The organism is Bradyrhizobium stylosanthis, assembly GCF_001641335.1.
In the GTDB taxonomy this organism is placed as follows: Bacteria; Pseudomonadota; Alphaproteobacteria; order Rhizobiales; family Xanthobacteraceae; genus Bradyrhizobium; species Bradyrhizobium stylosanthis.
Map to the genome: position 1 here is coordinate 423,710 of NZ_LVEM01000004.1, position 16,234 is coordinate 439,943.

17 protein-coding genes are annotated in these 16,234 nt (G+C 62.6%); 6 read left to right on the forward strand and 11 right to left on the reverse strand.

Annotated elements, in window-relative coordinates:
* Positions 1-114: 114 nt before the first annotated feature.
* Together A7X65_RS28435 and A7X65_RS28440 are read right to left on the reverse strand one after the other, a co-directional pair.
* A complete protein-coding gene (locus A7X65_RS28435) occupies positions 115-1,116 on the reverse strand; it encodes a DctP family TRAP transporter solute-binding subunit (RefSeq protein WP_063691487.1) in 1,002 nt (333 codons plus the stop codon).
* Between the two features lie 197 nt (positions 1,117-1,313).
* Positions 1,314-2,084, reverse strand: coding sequence for a methyltransferase domain-containing protein (locus A7X65_RS28440; protein WP_063691488.1), 771 nt, complete (start codon positions 2,082-2,084; stop codon positions 1,314-1,316).
* Positions 2,085-2,227: 143 nt separating this feature from the next.
* On the opposite strand from A7X65_RS28440, the gene A7X65_RS28445 reads away from it, so the two are divergent.
* Complete coding sequence (locus tag A7X65_RS28445; RefSeq protein WP_063691489.1) at positions 2,228-2,971, forward strand: SDR family NAD(P)-dependent oxidoreductase; 744 nt, start codon at positions 2,228-2,230, stop codon at positions 2,969-2,971.
* Between the two features lie 231 nt (positions 2,972-3,202).
* Here the strand turns inward: A7X65_RS28445 and A7X65_RS28455 are convergent, their stop codons facing one another.
* Together A7X65_RS28455 and A7X65_RS28460 are read right to left on the reverse strand one after the other, a co-directional pair.
* Positions 3,203-5,056, reverse strand: coding sequence for a caspase family protein (locus A7X65_RS28455; protein ID WP_063691491.1), 1,854 nt, complete (start codon positions 5,054-5,056; stop codon positions 3,203-3,205).
* A 129-nt stretch (positions 5,057-5,185) separates the two neighbouring features.
* Positions 5,186-6,754 carry a winged helix-turn-helix domain-containing tetratricopeptide repeat protein gene (locus tag A7X65_RS28460; RefSeq protein ID WP_063691493.1) on the reverse strand — a complete coding sequence of 523 codons (1,569 nt, stop codon included), beginning with the start codon at positions 6,752-6,754 and terminating at the stop codon, positions 5,186-5,188.
* A gap of 171 nt (positions 6,755-6,925) precedes the next feature.
* Here A7X65_RS28460 and A7X65_RS28465 point away from each other — a divergent pair, with 171 nt between their 5' ends.
* The gene (locus tag A7X65_RS28465; protein ID WP_063691495.1) at positions 6,926-7,150 is read left to right on the forward strand and encodes a DUF1127 domain-containing protein; all 225 of its coding nucleotides are present in this window, start codon (positions 6,926-6,928) and stop codon (positions 7,148-7,150) included.
* A gap of 183 nt (positions 7,151-7,333) precedes the next feature.
* On the opposite strand, the gene A7X65_RS43360 is transcribed toward A7X65_RS28465, so the two are convergent.
* A complete protein-coding gene (locus A7X65_RS43360) occupies positions 7,334-7,804 on the reverse strand; it encodes a hypothetical protein (protein WP_245323919.1) in 471 nt (156 codons plus the stop codon).
* Positions 7,805-7,820: 16 nt separating this feature from the next.
* Between A7X65_RS43360 and A7X65_RS28475 the strand changes: the two genes are divergently transcribed.
* The gene (locus A7X65_RS28475; protein ID WP_063691499.1) at positions 7,821-8,864 is read left to right on the forward strand and encodes a medium chain dehydrogenase/reductase family protein; all 1,044 of its coding nucleotides are present in this window, start codon (positions 7,821-7,823) and stop codon (positions 8,862-8,864) included.
* A 143-nt stretch (positions 8,865-9,007) separates the two neighbouring features.
* Here A7X65_RS28475 and A7X65_RS28480 read toward each other — a convergent pair whose 3' ends face one another.
* Positions 9,008-9,349: an ArsR/SmtB family transcription factor gene (locus tag A7X65_RS28480; protein ID WP_063691501.1), complete on the reverse strand. Its 342-nt coding sequence runs from the start codon at positions 9,347-9,349 to the stop codon at positions 9,008-9,010.
* Positions 9,350-9,406: 57 nt separating this feature from the next.
* Between A7X65_RS28480 and A7X65_RS28485 the strand changes: the two genes are divergently transcribed.
* Together A7X65_RS28485 and A7X65_RS28490 are read left to right on the forward strand one after the other, a co-directional pair.
* Positions 9,407-9,928, forward strand: a complete 522-nt coding sequence (locus A7X65_RS28485; protein WP_082885090.1) for a hypothetical protein — start codon at positions 9,407-9,409, stop codon at positions 9,926-9,928.
* 29 nt (positions 9,929-9,957) lie between these two features.
* Positions 9,958-11,151, forward strand: a complete 1,194-nt coding sequence (locus tag A7X65_RS28490) for an MFS transporter (protein WP_167358294.1) — start codon at positions 9,958-9,960, stop codon at positions 11,149-11,151.
* A gap of 145 nt (positions 11,152-11,296) precedes the next feature.
* Here the strand turns inward: A7X65_RS28490 and A7X65_RS28495 are convergent, their stop codons facing one another.
* The 3 genes from A7X65_RS28495 to A7X65_RS28505 all read right to left on the reverse strand — a co-directional run bounded on the left by A7X65_RS28495 (position 11,297) and on the right by A7X65_RS28505 (position 13,900).
* Positions 11,297-11,725 (reverse strand): GNAT family N-acetyltransferase, encoded by a 429-nt coding sequence (locus A7X65_RS28495; RefSeq protein WP_063691505.1) that lies wholly within the window; start codon positions 11,723-11,725, stop codon positions 11,297-11,299.
* 396 nt (positions 11,726-12,121) lie between these two features.
* A complete protein-coding gene (locus A7X65_RS28500) occupies positions 12,122-13,567 on the reverse strand; it encodes an arylsulfatase B (protein WP_063691506.1) in 1,446 nt (481 codons plus the stop codon).
* Positions 13,568-13,702: 135 nt separating this feature from the next.
* Positions 13,703-13,900 carry a hypothetical protein gene (locus A7X65_RS28505; protein ID WP_063691508.1) on the reverse strand — a complete coding sequence of 66 codons (198 nt, stop codon included), beginning with the start codon at positions 13,898-13,900 and terminating at the stop codon, positions 13,703-13,705.
* On the opposite strand from A7X65_RS28505, the gene A7X65_RS28510 reads away from it, so the two are divergent.
* Complete coding sequence (locus A7X65_RS28510) at positions 13,899-14,363, forward strand: hypothetical protein (RefSeq protein WP_063691510.1); 465 nt, start codon at positions 13,899-13,901, stop codon at positions 14,361-14,363. The two genes, A7X65_RS28505 and A7X65_RS28510, sit on opposite strands and share 2 nt — an antisense overlap.
* A gap of 88 nt (positions 14,364-14,451) precedes the next feature.
* Here the strand turns inward: A7X65_RS28510 and cax are convergent, their stop codons facing one another.
* Both cax and A7X65_RS40960 read right to left on the reverse strand, forming a co-directional pair.
* The gene (gene cax, locus A7X65_RS28515; RefSeq protein ID WP_063691512.1) at positions 14,452-15,549 is read right to left on the reverse strand and encodes a calcium/proton exchanger; all 1,098 of its coding nucleotides are present in this window, start codon (positions 15,547-15,549) and stop codon (positions 14,452-14,454) included.
* 103 nt (positions 15,550-15,652) lie between these two features.
* Complete coding sequence (locus A7X65_RS40960; protein WP_082885091.1) at positions 15,653-16,006, reverse strand: UBP-type zinc finger domain-containing protein; 354 nt, start codon at positions 16,004-16,006, stop codon at positions 15,653-15,655.
* Between the last annotated feature and the right edge of the window lie 228 nt (positions 16,007-16,234).

The following is a 16,234-nucleotide window of genomic DNA, read 5'->3' on the forward strand; positions in this document are numbered from 1 at the left end:
ATAACCTGAAGCACTATGACGATTCATCCAAATCTCATCGCGCTCTAGCGATACGAAACGGCCGGAAGTGCTTGCACTCCCGACCGTTGATACTGTCCTCTCACGGAAAACGCGTCAGTTCATCTTGACGTCGAGTTCCTTGGCAACGAGATCGAGCACTTCCTGCCCGACGCGGCCCTTCGCCCATTTGTAGGTCGGCTGCATCGCCTCCTGCCACGCCTTGCGGTCGGCGTCGGTCAGGTAATGCAGCGTGGTCCTGCCGGTCTTCTTGATCTCGGCCAGCGCGTCCTCGTTCTCCTGATGCGCGATCTGGTTGGTGTAGTCGGTCGCCTCGGCCATCGCCTTTTCGAGCTGGGCGCGGACGTCGGGCGGCAGGCCGGACCAGAACTTCGAGTTGACGATGACGGCATATTGCAGATGCGCGTGATAGGACACAGTGATGTCCTTCTGCACCTCGTAGAACTTCTGCGTCAAATAGTTGGACGCCGTGTTCTCGCAGCCGTCGACGACGCCGGTCTGCAGCGCCTGGTACACTTCGGAGAACGCCATGATCTGCGGGATCGAGCCCATCAGGCGGAAATACTGATCGGCGATCTTGGATCCGGAGATGCGGAACTTGAGGCCCTTGAAATCCTCAGGCTTCATCAGCGCACGGTTCGACGACACCATGTGGAAGCCGTTGTCCCAGTAGGCGAGCCCGGTGATGCCCTTGGCCTCCAGCTTCTGGAACAGCCACTTGCCGATCGTGCCCTTCATCGCGGCGGAATAGGTCGCGTCGTCCTTGAACAGCCAGGGCAGGTCGAGCGCCTCGAACTCCTTGATGCCGAGCGGCGCGAATTTCGCGGTCGAAGGCGCCAGCATCTGTACCGAGCCGAGCTGGAGCGCCTCGATCTCCTCCTTGTCCTTGTAGAGCGAGGAGTTCGGATAGACCTCGATCTTGACCTTGCCGTCGGTGTACTTCTCGGCAAGCTCCTTGAACTTCAGGGCGCCCTTGCCCTTCGGCGTATCGTTGGCGACGACGTGGCTGAACTTGATGACGATGGGGCTCTGGGCCTCTGCAATCGCGGGGGCCATGAGAATGGCCGCAGCGGCGACCGCAAGGAGCAGCTTGCGCATGAAGATACCTCCCAACAACCTCTATAACCGGGTCTTTTTATTTTACGCGGTCAGTAGTGGCAGCAAACCGGCAGCCGAACAACTAGACCTAAGCCCAATTTTCTGCAGCCAAGCTATCGTGACGCGAACTGCATGCGCAACCCGGCACAAGCTTCGCTGCAACGGAGCGAAGCTTATGCCGCATTGCGGCAACGGGATCAGCTCTTGCGCTGGGCGACGATGAAGAGGCGCCGGAACGGGAACAGCGTCTGCCCCGCTTCATTCTTCGGATAGGCCTTGGCGACCCGCGCACCATAGGCGGCTTCGAACGCGGCCTTCTCCTCACCCTGCAGGATATCGAGATAGCGCGTCAGCCAGGTGCCCTTGGTCCACTCCTTCACGGGGTTGTCGCCTTCGAGCACCTGCAGATATTCGGTCTCCCAGATGTCGATATTGGCAGACATCGGCGCGAGAAGATCGTGATAGAAGGCCGGCCCCTCCACCGGCGGCGGAGTGACGAGATGCTCGACCTTGGCGCGCCAGGGGCCGTCGAGCGCGGTCTCGCCGATCAGCACATGCGAGGGTGCGAGAAAATTGCGCGGCATCTGCACCGCGAGCATGCCGCCCGGCTTCACCTTCTCCATCACCGACGGGAAGAGTGCCGCATGATTGGGCAGCCAGTGCAGTGCGGCATTGGAATAGATCAAATCATATGGCTTCGCCGGACGCCAATGGCCGAGGTCCTCATGCGACCATTCCACATCCGGCGCGGCCTTGCGGCCGGCGGCGACCATCTCGGCCGAGCCCTCGACGCCGGTCACGGCCGCATCCGGCCAGCGCTCCTTAATGAGCTTGGTGACGTTGCCGGCGCCGGCCCCGAGATCGGCGATCTCGCGCGGCGCGAAATCCGGAATCCGCATCAAGAGGTCGACGGCGGGCCGCAGCCGGTGGCCGGAGAATTTCAGATATTGCTGCGGATCCCAGACCATCGTTCCAGCCTTTTCTTTTTCGTGTTTCCTTCGCGAGCGCTCTTGGTTACCACTGCTCGTCCCGCCGAGGCAATTCGCAAGCCCGCGGGACGGGCAGGAAACGAACGACAACAACAAGCAAAAGCAAACAAGAGAGCGTGACCATGGATCTCGGGCTCAAATCGAAAACCGCTGTCGTCACAGGCGCGAGCATCGGCATCGGCCGCGCCATCGCCAAGGGCCTCGCCGCCGAAGGCGTCCGCGTCGTCGGGGTGGCCAGGCGCACCGACCTGCTCGCCGAGCTGGTCAAGGAAGTCGGCTCCGGCCTGATCACGCCGCTCGAGCAGGACGTGATGGCCAAGGACGCGGCCGAGAAGATCGCGGCCTTCGCAGTGAAGGAGCTCGGCCATGTCGACATCCTCATCAACAATGCCGGCGGCAGCCGCCCCCTGCCCGTCGATGCGCCCGACAGCAAATGGGACGAGGCGATCGCGCTGAACTTCACCAGCTACCGCCGCATCGCGCACGCGCTGCTGCCGCAGATGATCGAACGCAAATGGGGCCGCATCGTCAACATCACCGGCAAGTCCGAGCCGGAAGGCCTCAACGCCGCCTTCGCTGCCAAGGCCGCCGTGCACGCCTGGGCCAAGGGCCTGTCGCGCGAGATCGGCGAGCACGGCATCACCATCAACTGCATCCCGCCCGGCCGCATCATGAGCGAGCAGATCCGCCGCAACTACCCGCCGGATTATCGCGAGCGCTTTGCCGAGGAAGAGATCCCGGTCGGCTATTGGGGCGAGCCGGAAGACCTCGCTGCGCTCGCGGTGTTCTTGGCGTCACCGGTGGCAAGGTACATCACGGGCACGGTGATCCCCGTGGATGGCGGCTTGCGGCGATATCAGTTCTGAAGCCGCTACACGCTCCCAATCCGGTTCACCCCTGCTGTCGGTAGGGGATCGCAATCGAGAGCGGCTGCTGTAGCCATCCTTCGAGACGCCCGCCCTTGGGCGGGCTCCTCGGGATGAGGACGGAATGCGTGGCTGCAGTTGCAGCGGACACGGTGCTGCTTAGCCTCATCCTGAGGAGACGGCTGAAAGCGGTCGTCTCGAAGGACGAGGCGTGCAACGCCCTGCCTTGCCTCAATTGCACACTTCGCGGGTGCGCCCATTGATGCCGGCTGCGTTGCCGATCCCGGCGGAGGTGTCGGCGACGAGCCTGCAGCCGCGCGCGACGGGGCGGCAGCCGGCCTGGTTGCAGATCATCTGGCCGGATGATTGCTGCTTGGCGGGTGCGGCCTCCTCGCTCTTGCGCGCGGCATCGCGCGCCCTGGACTGCTCGCGGCTCGCGGCCGGCTTCTTGTCCTCGACCTTCTCGCATTCATTGTCGTCATTGACGCGGTAGCCGGCACGGCAGGCGATCTTGACGCAAGCATCGCCGTCGGCCCTGAAACCATGGTCGCAGACCAGCGGGCAGACCCGACCCGGCTTGGCCTTGATCGCGTCCAGCGCGTCGGCGCTGGCATTGGCCGCGTCGAGCTTGGTGCCCGCATATTTGTTGAACAGCGCGAGCGAGCGTTGCGAGGACGCCTTCCAGTCCCCGTCGGCCGCCGCGGACATGCATCCGACCCGCCGCAATTCCGACTGCACCGCCTTCGCCGTCTCCTGCGGCGACAGGCTCGGCTGCGACGACGACGGCGCAACGGCCGCGACCTTCACGTCGCCGCCGTCCTGTGCCGTCTTTGCGCTCGCATTCCTGGCGGCCGCCTCAGTCGCGGTCTTCTCGTTGGCGATCTTGTCGGCCAGCGCTTTCTCCGCGGCCGCCTTGTCGGCCAGCGCCTTTGCCACTGCGGCCTCGGCTTCCTTGCGCCGTTGCTCCGCCGCGGCAGCCTTGGCCTCCTCGACCTGCTTCGCCTTCTCGGCGGCGAGCCTTGCATCCTCGGCGGCCTTCGCCGCGGCGGCGGCCTTGTCCTGCTCCGCCTTCTGAGCCCGATCGGCGGCGAGCCGGGCCTTCTCCTCCTCGGCCAGCCGCGCCTTCTCGACGGCCGCGGCGCGCGTCTCCTCGGCAGCGATGCGGTTGAGCTGGCCCTTGGCGAGGCTCGCGTAGAAACCTTCGGGATATTCGGCCAGGAACGCGGTCCACACCTCCCTGGTGCCGATCTGGAGCGCCAGCTCGTAGTCGCGGCGGACGGCATCCTGCGGGCTTGCCTGCGGGGCGGTCACGACCGGCCTTGCCGCAACCAGCGGCACGTCATCGCCGCCGAGGGAGCCGTAGACATAGGGCTCCTGCTTGTAGCCGGTGCTCTTGAGCACGTCGTCGCGGACGAACCCGAAGGCCTTGCGAAGATCGAGGCCCGGCGTCGGCAGCCGCTCGACCAGCGCCGTGGCAAACGGGCTGTTTCGGGAGTCGCCATCGGAGGCCGTCGAGCCCGCCTTCGCAGCGAAAGCGATCATCGTGTTCGGGCTGGTCGGCTCGACCTTGGCAAGACCGCGTCCGATCGCGCGCGCGGCCACGGTCCGCTTCATGCTCTTGGCGAAGGGATTGTCACGGCACGCGTCCAGAATGATGAGACGGAGCTGCTTCGCCGGCTCGACGGCGAACAGCGCACGGTCGAGCCCCACGGTCTCGTCGAGCACGTCGCTGTCGGTCTCGAGCGCCGCGTCGACCGGGATCAGGTAATTGGTCCCGTCCAGCTCGATGCCGTGACCGGCGTAGTAGATTACGGCAACCTCGGCGTCGCGCGCCCGCCCGCCGAACTCCCGCAGCGCCTTGCGCATCTCCGATGCATTGAGGTCGGTCCTGGTGTCGATCCAGTCGAACCCGGCCTTCTTCAACATGCCGCCGACCAGAACGGCGTCGTTCGCGGGATTGGCGAGCTTCGCCGCGCTCTTGTAGGCGGAATTGCCGATCACCAGCGCAACCCGGCGCTCGGCATGAACAGGGCCGCAACCGAGCCAGATGAAAATGACCAATGAAAACCAGCGAAAAGCGCCCATCGTCGCCCCGAATATATGCGCGCAAGCCTATGCAGAGCCTCGCCAAAGGCAAGTGCGACGTATGTGACATCAGTCACACAAGCCACCCGGGCTTGCGGCTGCCGCGCCGCCGCGTGCCCACAGAGCCCGTCACTCCGGAAGGCCCGCCGCCCGGAGCGCCCCGGCGAAATTCGCGAGATCCTCGCTCCGGCGAAACGGTGCCAGCTCCGCCAGGTTGGCGGCGCGCAAATGCGGATTGAGCTCGAACGCACGCAACATGGCTCTCTGCGCTTGCTCGAGCCGTCCGGCGATCGCATTGCTGGCCGCGAAAATGCAGATTGAAAGCAGAAAACCCGGATTGTCGCGCATTGCCTCTTCGGCGCACGCCAACGCAACGTCGTAGCGGCCCGCCAGGAAATGAGCATAGGCCATGGCGCTGTGCGTGGTGTAGTACATGGACGGATCGCGCGGGCTCAAGCGCATCGCATGCGTAGCGTGCGCGAGCGACAAATCAGGCTCGCCTCTCCAGATCCTCAACCAGGCACTGAGCATCCAGGCTCGGGCGAAGTTTGGATTGACGGTCAGCGCCCGGTCCATGAAAGCGGCAGCGTCATCGAACTCATGGGCCAGAAACGCGAGTGCGTATCCGCCCATGCATAGCGCAAATGGATCGTCTGCCCCGAGATCCACGGCTTTCCGACCCAGCCGGGTGGCTTCCGCTGTTTCCAGCGCTTGATCGTTCATGCGACCAAGCGCCTTGCGTCGAACATAACACCAGGCCGCCATGCCATAGGCACAGGCAAGATGAGGGTCCAGTTCGATCGCCTTGTAGAAGAGCTGCAGCGCCTCGCTGTTCGCGTCCTTGGACCAGCGAGCTCTCGCCAGCCCACGCAGGTAATAATCGTACGCGTCCAGATTTTCGGTCGGCTTGCGTCTGGCCCGCTTGATCTCCTCATGCTGCAGCTTCGGCGCGATGGCTCCCACGACGCTGGATGTCACATCGTCCTGCAGGTCGAACATATCCTCGATCGGCCCCTCGAAGCGGTCCGCCCAGAGATGCGCTCCGGTTTCGGTATCGATGAGCTGCCCCGCGATACGAAGGCGGTTTCCGGCCTTGCGCACGCTGCCTTCGAGCACGTAGCGCACGCCAAGCTCGCGGCCGACCTGCTTCACGTCCACGGCCCGGCCCTTGTACGTGAAGCTCGAATTGCGAGCGATCACGAACAGCCAGCGAAACAGGGACAGCGCCATCGTGATATCTTCCACGACGCCATCTGCGAAATACTCCTGCTCCGGATCGGAGCTCAAATTGGCGAACGGGAGCACGGCGATCGAGGGCCTGCCGGGCGGCGGGAGAGCGGGACTTCCCGGTTCTGCCCTGGTGTCCACAACCGCCGGGCTATCGCGCCCTTCCTCCCGCACCGGTCCGATGAAACGGAAGCCCTTCCGCGGCAACGTCTTGATCAGCCGCTGTTCGCTCCCGGTGTCGCTCACCGCGCTCCGGACAACGTTCAGGCGGGTCGTCAACGCTGCATCCGACACGCTGCGCCCATTCCAGATGGCGTTGATGAGGTCGTCCTTGCTGACGACGCGCTCCCGGTTGCGGATGAGGTAGTCCAGGAGGTCGAAGACTTGTGGCGCCAAGGGTACAACGTCCGCGCCGCGATAGAGCTCGCGGCGGTCGAGATCCAGTGCGTAGTCCTCGAACAGATAGCGCAAGCTGCGAAACTCCCTGGATTCAGAAGTCCCGGTCACCGGCTACCGCTTCAGCCCGGTGGAAGACCGCAAGAATAAGCTGCCGGTGAGGAAAATGTAAGTTGGAGGTCAAGCGTGCCGGGGTGAATCTCGGCAGATTCTCCGAGTGGAAATGGGCCACTCGAGGATGCTGCGATGAGCACGATTTCCCAAACGACCGTATGGCAGCGCCGCCATGGCGGCGCTTTCAGGAATTTCTGGGCCGCTTTTCAGGAGTGGCGGAAATGGGAGCGGCTGCGCCACGATCTTTGCAGCCTCAGCGATCAGGAACTGAAGGATATCGGGATTACGTATGGCGAGATCGACTACGTGGTCGCGAACCGAGAGACTGACCCGCGAGGCATAAGATCGGCCGGATGACCGGACATCGCCTCGCGCAGCCCGTAGGATGGGTAGAGCGCAGCGAAACCCATCGACAGCATCCGAGATGAAGCGTGATGGGTTTCGCAAGTGCTCTACCCATCCTACGAGCTGACAGACGGCATCGTCTCGCGCAGCACGAGACCGCCCGGCGGCGGTCTCGCACGCGGAGAGAAGGCTCCGTCAAAGATCAACCTGGATCGAAACGTTGGAGCGCACCCAATCCGATTGCCCGGCCTTCAGCCGCTTGGCCTGAAATTCCACGAAAGCCGGATCGGCGCCCAGCGACGCCAAGGTACGCCCATAAGCTTCCACGCTGTCGAAGCGAGCGACGAAAGCGTAGTTTCCGACCTCGCCGCCAATCACCGACCAATAGCTGACATCGGCCCCGTGCTTTCTCCAGAGCGCCGCACCGTCTTTTGCGAGCTGTAAGACGGTCGCAAGATCGCTACCGGGCCTTGGATGCGAAACGAACTGCATAACGACTGCAGGCATTTTCCCCTCCAATGAACAATGAAATGATGTCGCCAAACAACCCGGCTGGTCATTTGGCCCGAGGAGAATTTCAATCTGTGCGGACTCGAGCTTGATCTGGATCAATTCTATTGTCTCGGCCTGATCGCAGCCTGCCGCCCTTGCGCTGAATGACGGCATTGCATGGAGATCCCCCATGATGGAGCAGCGCAATCGAGTTGTTCAGGTCAGCCGCTTCGGTGATCCCGAGACACTGGAAATTGTCGACGCTCGCCTGCCGACCGCCGGCCGGGGCGAGGTACGCGTTCGCGTCCTCGCGTCGAGCCTCAACTACACCGAGGTGTTGATCAGGCGGCATCTATACCCGCAAACGATGCGCCTCCGGCCCCCGTTCGTGATGGGCTACGACGTCGTGGGGGCAATCGATCAGCTCGGCGAAGGCGTGCACGACTTTCAGATCGGCGACCGCGTGGCCGACATGACGGTGGTTGGATCGAACGCCGAGTATCGCACGCTTCGGGCGAACGACCTGACCCGCGTTCCGGCTGGCGTGGACGTCGCTGAAGCGGCCGCCCTGATCTTGAGCTGGACGACCGCGCACCAGCTTCTGCACCGCGCGGCCAAGGTCCAGCGAGGCCAGCGTGTGCTCGTGCACGGGGCCGCCGGCGCGGTCGGCCAGGCGTTGCTCGTGCTCGGCAGACTGGCCGGCCTCGAGCTGTGGGGCACTGCCCGCGGTGAGCACATGGCGCTCATCCAACAACTGGGGGCAGCGCCGATCGACTATCAGCATGAGGACTTCACGCGGATTTTGCCGGGCGGGTTCGACGTCATCATCGACGGCGTCGGCGAAGATGGCTATCGCCGCTCATATGCGGCGCTCAAGCCAGGTGGCCTGCTCTGTGCCATCGGCTTCTCGGCGAGCGTACAGGCACAGCGTCGAATGCTTCCTATCGCGATCGAGATCGCGCGCCTGTACTTGTGGAGATTGTTGCCCGGCGGCAAGCGAGCCCGCTTCTACTCGGTCAATGCCATGCGGGCGCGTCATCCCACCTGGTTCAAGGAGGACCTGGAGCAACTGTTCGGGCTTCTGGCAACCGGCGCCATCCGGCCGCGCATCGCCGGGCGCATCTCCTTCGAGGAGGTCGCCGATGCTCACCGCCGCCTCGAGGCCGGCGGTCTCGAGGGCAAGCTCGTGCTTTGCCCGGATCTCTCCTCGCGACACAGCCAGCGCGCCGCCTGACGCGGCGTACCGGCACGATGCAACGGCGTCCGCGCTCATGATGTCTGCTTTGGGACCAGGAGCGGTCGCAGCCCCATCGAACCTAGCTTGCCCGCTATGGGCCACAAGCAGACATCGCAATTTCGTCTGACGCTCGCCCGCAACTAGGCTTCCGCTTTAGCTCTTTCGCTTGCGACGTCTTCAATGCCCTCGCAGCATTCGGCTCTCACATACTCCAGAACCCAGTTGAGCGCCTTGTAGTCGGCCGTACAAATTACCTCCCGGCCGAGGCGCTGCTGCGACAGCAGGCCCGCCTGGCTTAGCATGGCGAGGTGGTGGGCCAGAGTTGTGGCTGGAACATCGAGGTGTCTTTGCAAAGTTCCGACATTGGCGCCTTGGGGGCCAGCGCGAACGAGCGCCTTGAACACCCGTAGCCGCGTGCGGCTGCCAAGCGCTGCAAGTGCATCCGCTGCCTTCAGTTCTTCCGCATATTTTCGGCTTGCCATAATATCTCTATATCTCTAGGTTTATAGAGATGTCAAACCCCACGACGGATGCCCGGAATGAGCGGCAGCACAATCATTGCTGGGATCGAAGTGCCTTCCGTTGACCCGCTATTTCTCACGGTCGTTTTCGCAATCCATATTCCGCTTGGTATGTTGTGCGTTGTTTCAGGGGCTGCGGCGATGCTGGTGCCGAAAGGACGAGGACGGCATTCAGACGCGGGGACGATCTATTTCTGGGGTCAGCTCGCCCTATTCAGTTCGGCCACTGTCCTGGCGATCATGCGCTGGGAAGAGAACTATCACCTCTTCGCTCTCGGATGCCTCGCCTTTGCCGCTGCCTGGTTCGGCCGGGCCGCGCCCCGCCGCCGATGGCGGTATTGGATAAGGCTCCACATCGCCGGGATGGGATCGTCCTACGTCGTGATGCTCGTCGCCTTCTATGTCGATAATGGCAAGCAATTGCCGCTGTGGCGGGAACTTCCGCATTTCATGTACTGGCTTCTGCCATTGGCGGTCGGGCTGCCGCTAATTCTCCGCGCGATGTTCCGACATCCTTTGGCGCAACGATGGGGCCACTAGTGCAAGGTTCGCCGTTCCATTTCGGATGGATGATCCTGCTGGCCGGGACCTTCGGATCGTTCATGACCTTGCCCGGGCAAACAGCCGGCGTGTCTGTCTTCATTGATCCGATCATCGCCGAGCTTGATATCTCTCGCACCACCGTCTCGGTCGCGTATACAACCGGAACGCTGGCCGGAGTGTTGCCGGCACCTATCATCGGAAGATGGATCGATCGCCGTGGACCGCGCATTGCCGCGACGATCATCGTTGCGGGGCTGGCTGCAGCCTGCCTCTACATGGCGGTGGTTCAATCGGCCTCGATGCTCTTTCTGGGCTTTGCTTTGTTGCGCGGCGCGGCGATCGGTGGGCTGAGCCTAGTGAGCCAGCACATCGTCAATCTGTGGTTTGTACATCGCCGCGGAATCGCAGCCGCGGCTGGAAGCATCGGACTGGCGACGGGTTCGATGGCATTCCCGCCCATCTTCAACTGGCTGATAGGCAACTACGGCTGGCGCGCAGCCTATGTCAGTGTGGCGGCGCTGATTACCGTAACGATGCTTCCCGTCGCGATGTCATTGTTCAGGGACCGTCCCGAAAAATACGGGATGACCGTCGACGCCGGCCTCCCGGCAATCATCAAGGCGACTGCGGAAGAACCATCCTTCACGCGGGCCGAAGCACTTCGGACTGGCGCATTCTGGCTATTGTGCGCGATCGGCTTTCTGACTAACGCGGTCGGAACGGCGCTTCTGCTCAATCATTTCTCGATCATGGGAGCGATGAATGTCGATCGCAGCCAAGCGGTATCTGTTCTGATCGCGTATGCGACCGTCCAGGCAGCGCTCACCCTGGGCACGGGGGCCATGCTTGACCGGTACGAGCCCCGAAGGCTCGTTCCGTTTGCCATGATCCTGCTTGCCCTGACATCATCTCTTCCGATCGCCGGACAGGGCACTCTCGTCGGCTGGGTTTATGCGATGTGTCTCGGAGCAGCCTATGGGTCACAGCAGGCGATCAGTGCCGCAGGCTTCGCCCGCTATTTTGGAAGGGACCATTTGGGGGCGATTAGAGGCGCGTCCTTTGTTTTCGGGATCAGCGGCGCGGCCTTCGGACCGCTTCCATTCGCGTTCAGCGTGGAGCTGACCGGCAGCTATTTCGCCGCGCTGGTTGCAAGTCTTGCATTGGCCTTAGCGTGCGCTACCGCGAGCTTCTATGTCTCCGCACCCAAGCTCGCCGCATAGCGCTCGAGCCCCTCACATGTCAGCTTTGGGTCATAAGCAGACTGGACGCCAGTGCGCCCCCGCGTCTGGTCTACCTTCCATAACCGACATCTCGATGGCTCGGGCGCTGTTCGGCTTGGGGCCAGCAGCGGACTTTAGGACTTAGCTAGCACCTTGCATCGTGCGACCAAGCTTGATCTTTCACTGGTCTAAATCCGATCGCTTCCCAAAACTTGGCAGCTCCATCGTCTCCCGCGTGCACAGTCACGATGAAGACTTTCGTTTTCGCTTCGAGCAGCAGGGCGCCCGCTATTGTGCGCGCAATTTCGCGTCGCCTGAACTGACGGTGTACGTAAAACCGCCGCATCCGCCACGCGGGGCGCACGGTCATCGCAGGTTCGTCCGTAATTGCTCCGATGCCAGCCAATTCGTCATTCACGCGACACGTGTACATTGCGTGAAACATGGTTCGGTTAAGCGTGAACTCCGCGGCCAAGCGGGTCAGATGCTGATGACCATCCCCTATCGCATCCGCCTGCAATTCGGGAAAGTCTACGGGTAAGCTAGCTGCGGTACGCTCAAGCGAAATGGTCATCGTACTCCGCCCGGAAGCATCGGCTTGACGTGTGGCGCGCCCGAACCGTAACGGGCAAGTCCTTCGAAGTGAAGTCCGCTCCGGGTCAAAAACCAAAACGGCTGCCGAGCCGAAGGACGTCTCCTTTCTGAAGCGGACCTTCGCCGATTAGGTGGCCTGCAGCCCGTAGGGTGGGTAGAGCGCAGCGAAACCCATCGACAGCATCCGACGTGAAGCGTGATGGGTTTCGCAAGTGCTCTACCCATCCTACGAGCTTGCACGGATCATGCCCATCCCCTCGGCCCCGTTGACGCAAATTCGCGCGACCTGCATATCGACCCGCTCGATGGTTCACTCAATCAGCGGTATGTTTGGCATCTCGCGTCCGTCACCGACGCCGATCTCCGCCTTTGGAGATCAATCCATCTGCTCGTAGAACGCATCCTCGTCGGGCAATGCCGGGGGCCTACCGGTCAGTTCCTTGGAAACGCCCTTAAAGACTTCGGTGAGCAGTTGCGATTTCGACATCTCTGCTGCCAAGCCATCAATTCGCTTCTGCAATTCGGCGACCTTTTCAGGATTTTGACCTGCTAGGTTGGTCTTCTCGTAGGGGTCTTGCGCCAAGTTAAAAAGCTCAATCTTCGATGGCAATGTCGTCCGCCAGACCAGTTTCCAATCCCCCTTGCGAACTGCACCGCGAAACATTTCAACGTTGTACACCACCTCGTCGCGCGGCGATGTTTTGCCGTCGCTGATGGTCGGCCACATGTCGAAGCCATCAAGCGGCTTGCTCTTGCCGAGGCTCGCGCCAGCAAGTTTGGCCAGCGTCGGGTAGTAATCCACCACGTGCATCATCTGGTCGACGATGGTCCCCGGTTTGATCCTACCCGGCCAGTTGATGAGAGACGACACCCGCGTGCCTCCCTCGTACAAGTCTCCCTTTCCGCCACGATAAGGCCCGTTGCTCGCAGGGAGCGGTCCCTTCACCTCGGTCTCGCCCGCCAGATGGGCCGATTGGTTGCCGCCATTGTCGCCGTGGAAAATGATTATCGTATTTTGCCGCAATCCTTTCTTTTCCAGCGCCGTCACGACCCGGCCAATCTGGTCATCCATGGCGGTGATCATCGCGGCATAGATGCGGCGGTTAGGGTCACTGATTTTCCTGTACCTCTCGATATACTCCTGCGGCGCCTGATAGGGCGTATGGGGTGCGGTGAAGGCGAGATACATGAAAAAAGGCTTCTTGGCGCTCTGTGCGTCGATGAAGCGAACCGCGTCATCGCCCAACAGGCTCGTCACATAGCCCTTCTCGTTGACTGGCTTGTTGTCCCGATACCAATCAAGCTTGCCGTGGACGGAGTGTGTGAAGTAGTCGATCTCGCCAAGTTGCGCGCCATACTGATAGTCGAAACCGCGTTGCTTTGGCCAAAACTCGCGTTTGGCATGACCGAGATGCCATTTGCCCACAATCGCAGTTGTGTAACCGGCCTCCTTCAGCGCTTGAGGGAGGAGCCATTCATCAGTCGGCAGACCATAGGACAAAGATGCGGGAATGACCAAGGTTTGCAGTCCGTAGCGTAAGGGATAGCGACCAGTCATCAAAGCCGCTCGCGTGGGCGTACACATGGGCTGTACGTAAAATTGTTCGAGCCGTGCCCCGGTCTTTGCGAGCTCATCGATATTTGGTGTCAGGATGTCGGAGCCATGAAATCCGACATCGGCCCACCCCAGATCGTCGGCCAGGATGTAGATGATATTGGCCTGCGGAGCGCTCTGCTGCGCAGCACTTGGCGCTGCGGCGCCGAAGCAAGTCGCTAGACCCACCACGAGCACGGAAGCCACCGCGAACAGTGTTCTCTTCATATTGCCATCCCCGAAAGTATCTGCGGTCCAGGGCAGGAGGTCCCCGGCAAAAATGGATTGCCTGAAAGGTATCGCGGTTGGAACTCTAGCAGCAGGGCTGATTGCGCAAAAGTGGGCGCTGAGGTCCGTTCCGGGTCAAAAGCCGAAACGGCTGCCGAGCCGAAGAACGTCTCCTTCCTTCTGGAGCGAACCTTCGCCGATTAGGTAGCCTGCAGCCCGCTGCCATGCCCCGGATGCTTGATCCAGATCAAGGCCGCCACGGCAGCGCCACACCGGAATGGGCCTGATGGCCGCGCAGAACGCGCCGCCGTAGCCAAGGAGATGATCGATCATGACCTCCTCGTATCCCCTGCGTACCCTCGTCCTCGCCGCTGCGAGCGCCCTGCTGCTCGGTGCGAGCGCCCAGGCCGGGCCGATCCCGACGCATCTTTCGACGATGAAGGCGATGGTCGATCCGGCCACGACCGAAGTGCGCTGGGTCGGCGGCTGGCGTGGCGGCTACGGCTATCGCGGCGTCGGATGGGGCTACCGCGGCTATGGCTATCGCGGAGGCTGGGGCTATCGCGGCTACGGGTATCGCGGCCTCGGTTACGGTATCGCCGGCGCCGTGGTCGGCGGCGCGATCGCCAGGAGCGCCTACTATGGAAGCTATGGCGGCTACTATGGCGGCGGCTATCCCGCCTACGGCTACGGCTATGGCACCCCGGCCGCGTCCTATTACGGTTATGGCGGCGGCTACGGTTACGGTTACGGCGGCGAGTATTGCCCGCCCACCGGCAGCTACTGGGCCTATTAGCGCGAACGTGTTCACATCTTAAGGATGGCTGGCTACGCGCCGCCATCCTTCGTGAGTCAAGGCCCGTGTGCCGGCGGACGGCAGCACGTCATCCCTCGCCCGCCGGCGGGACCACATAGAGCGTCAGCGCGAACACCGCGTAGATGAAGATCATGAGGGCGCCGACGAACCAGGCCGAGCGTCCGCTCGTGGTGATGAAGGTCGCGGTCACCGTTGCGATCATCACCATGGTGACGGCGCCGGGCCAGAACTGCAGATTCATCGGAGTAGGTCCGACGACGTAGCTGAGCAGCACCAGCGCGGGCGCGACGAACAGCGCGATCTGGGAGGCGCTGCCGAGTGCAATGCTGACCACCATGTCGAGCCGGTTCTTGCGTGCAGCGGCAAAGGCCACGGCAAATTCGGCGGCGGCCCCGACCAGCGAAACGATGATGAAGCCGACAAAGGCCGGGCTCATCCCGAACGTTTCCGCCGCCTTCTGCACCGATTCCACGAAGATTTCGCTCACCAGCGCGACCAGCACGGTGACGACCAGCAACGTCCCGACGGCCACGCCGATCGGCAAGTGCGCCTCGTCATCGCCATGATCGGCGCTTGCGAACAATTCCTTGTGGGTCCCGAGCGAGAACAGGAGGCCAAGGGCGTAGGCGATGATCAGCAGGACCGAGATGCCGACGCTGAGCTTGTTCAGGATGCTCCCGTCCGGGGGCAGGTGCTCGAGGTCGGCGACCGCCGAAGGCGCCAGCAGGGCGACGGTCGCCATCAGCAGCAGTCCGGACGAGAGCCGCGCGCCGGCGCGGTTATACTCCTGCACGTGGTAGCGCAGCCCGCCGAGCAGCAGGCAGGCTCCCAGCATGAACACCGCGTTGGTGACGATCGCCCCTGCGATCGAGGCCTTCACCAGCATGTACTGGCCCGCCCGCAGCGCCGTGATGGCGATGATCAGCTCGGTCAGATTGCCGAGCGTGGCATTGAGCAGCCCACCCACGGCATCGCCGGTTTTGGCCGCGACCGCCTCGGTGGCGTGGCTGAGCAGCGCCGCCAGCGGCACGATCGCAAGCACGGCCAGCACGAACAGCAGCGTGTGGGAATGCGGCGCCGCCGCCTCGGCCACCAGCACGACCGGCACGAACACAAGCATCCACAGCAACGGGGTATCCCGGATTTCCCGGAGCAGAGTCTGCATGTCGGCCGCCTTTCCATGGATGCGTTGATGGAAAGGTCCGGCGGGCGTGCGGGGGGAGTGTTGATCTGGCTCAACGGTGCGGCGCCGTAGTGCCGCCTAGCGCCTAGTCATGGAGCCGCGTTTGCCAGTCTGAAGGCACCGCCCCGGCCGGTCCGGGCACCGGTTGATCCAACGGATGCGATTGAGGGCCCTGAAGCTTCGGGCCGGCGAAAGCCTCGCCTGTCCGATAGTCGTAGAACCATCGTTCGCCCGGCTCGAAGCTCGTGATGATCGGGTGCCCCGTCGCCGCGTTGTGTTTCGATGCATGCTGGTTGGGAGAAGCATCGCAGCAACCGATGTGACCGCATTCGACGCATCGGCGCAGATGAAACCACCACCCGCCTGCGGCCGAGCATTCCACGCAACCCGTTCCACTCGGCTTGGCTGCGAGGTTGATGCCATCGCTCTCAGACGTCATAGGTCAACCCACTGGAAGTGCGTACGGTCGCCGCTGCAGATGCTTCACGCCGCGATCCGCCACGATCGTATCCTGCCAGTGTTTTGCCCGACGGGTCAACTTGACCGCAGTCGCGGGTGCCGTCACGGCGCGGAGCGAAAATCTCTTGTCGATCAAGGGGCGTTCTACTGTGCATGGGGTTGTTTTCCGATTTTTGTTTTGAGACCCGATTGAAAACGCGAAGACGCC

Excerpts from the sequence above, each read along its gene's own strand:
- A7X65_RS28435 (WP_063691487.1), bottom strand. The coding sequence starts at position 1,116 with ATGCGCAAGCTGCTCCTTGCGGTCGCCGCTGCGGCCATTCTCATGGCC.
- A7X65_RS28440 (WP_063691488.1), bottom strand. The coding sequence starts at position 2,084 with ATGGTCTGGGATCCGCAGCAATATCTGAAATTCTCCGGCCACCGGCTG.
- A7X65_RS28445 (WP_063691489.1), top strand. The coding sequence starts at position 2,228 with ATGGATCTCGGGCTCAAATCGAAAACCGCTGTCGTCACAGGCGCGAGC.
- A7X65_RS28455 (WP_063691491.1), bottom strand. The coding sequence starts at position 5,056 with ATGGGCGCTTTTCGCTGGTTTTCATTGGTCATTTTCATCTGGCTCGGT.
- A7X65_RS28465 (WP_063691495.1), top strand. The coding sequence starts at position 6,926 with ATGAGCACGATTTCCCAAACGACCGTATGGCAGCGCCGCCATGGCGGC.
- A7X65_RS43360 (WP_245323919.1), bottom strand. The coding sequence starts at position 7,804 with ATGCCGTCATTCAGCGCAAGGGCGGCAGGCTGCGATCAGGCCGAGACA.
- A7X65_RS28475 (WP_063691499.1), top strand. The coding sequence starts at position 7,821 with ATGATGGAGCAGCGCAATCGAGTTGTTCAGGTCAGCCGCTTCGGTGAT.
- A7X65_RS28480 (WP_063691501.1), bottom strand. The coding sequence starts at position 9,349 with ATGGCAAGCCGAAAATATGCGGAAGAACTGAAGGCAGCGGATGCACTT.
- A7X65_RS28485 (WP_082885090.1), top strand. The coding sequence starts at position 9,407 with ATGAGCGGCAGCACAATCATTGCTGGGATCGAAGTGCCTTCCGTTGAC.
- A7X65_RS28490 (WP_167358294.1), top strand. The coding sequence starts at position 9,958 with ATGATCCTGCTGGCCGGGACCTTCGGATCGTTCATGACCTTGCCCGGG.
- A7X65_RS28495 (WP_063691505.1), bottom strand. The coding sequence starts at position 11,725 with ATGACCATTTCGCTTGAGCGTACCGCAGCTAGCTTACCCGTAGACTTT.
- A7X65_RS28500 (WP_063691506.1), bottom strand. The coding sequence starts at position 13,567 with ATGAAGAGAACACTGTTCGCGGTGGCTTCCGTGCTCGTGGTGGGTCTA.
- A7X65_RS28510 (WP_063691510.1), top strand. The coding sequence starts at position 13,899 with ATGACCTCCTCGTATCCCCTGCGTACCCTCGTCCTCGCCGCTGCGAGC.
- A7X65_RS28505 (WP_063691508.1), bottom strand. The coding sequence starts at position 13,900 with ATGATCGATCATCTCCTTGGCTACGGCGGCGCGTTCTGCGCGGCCATC.
- cax (WP_063691512.1), bottom strand. The coding sequence starts at position 15,549 with ATGCAGACTCTGCTCCGGGAAATCCGGGATACCCCGTTGCTGTGGATG.
- A7X65_RS40960 (WP_082885091.1), bottom strand. The coding sequence starts at position 16,006 with ATGACGTCTGAGAGCGATGGCATCAACCTCGCAGCCAAGCCGAGTGGA.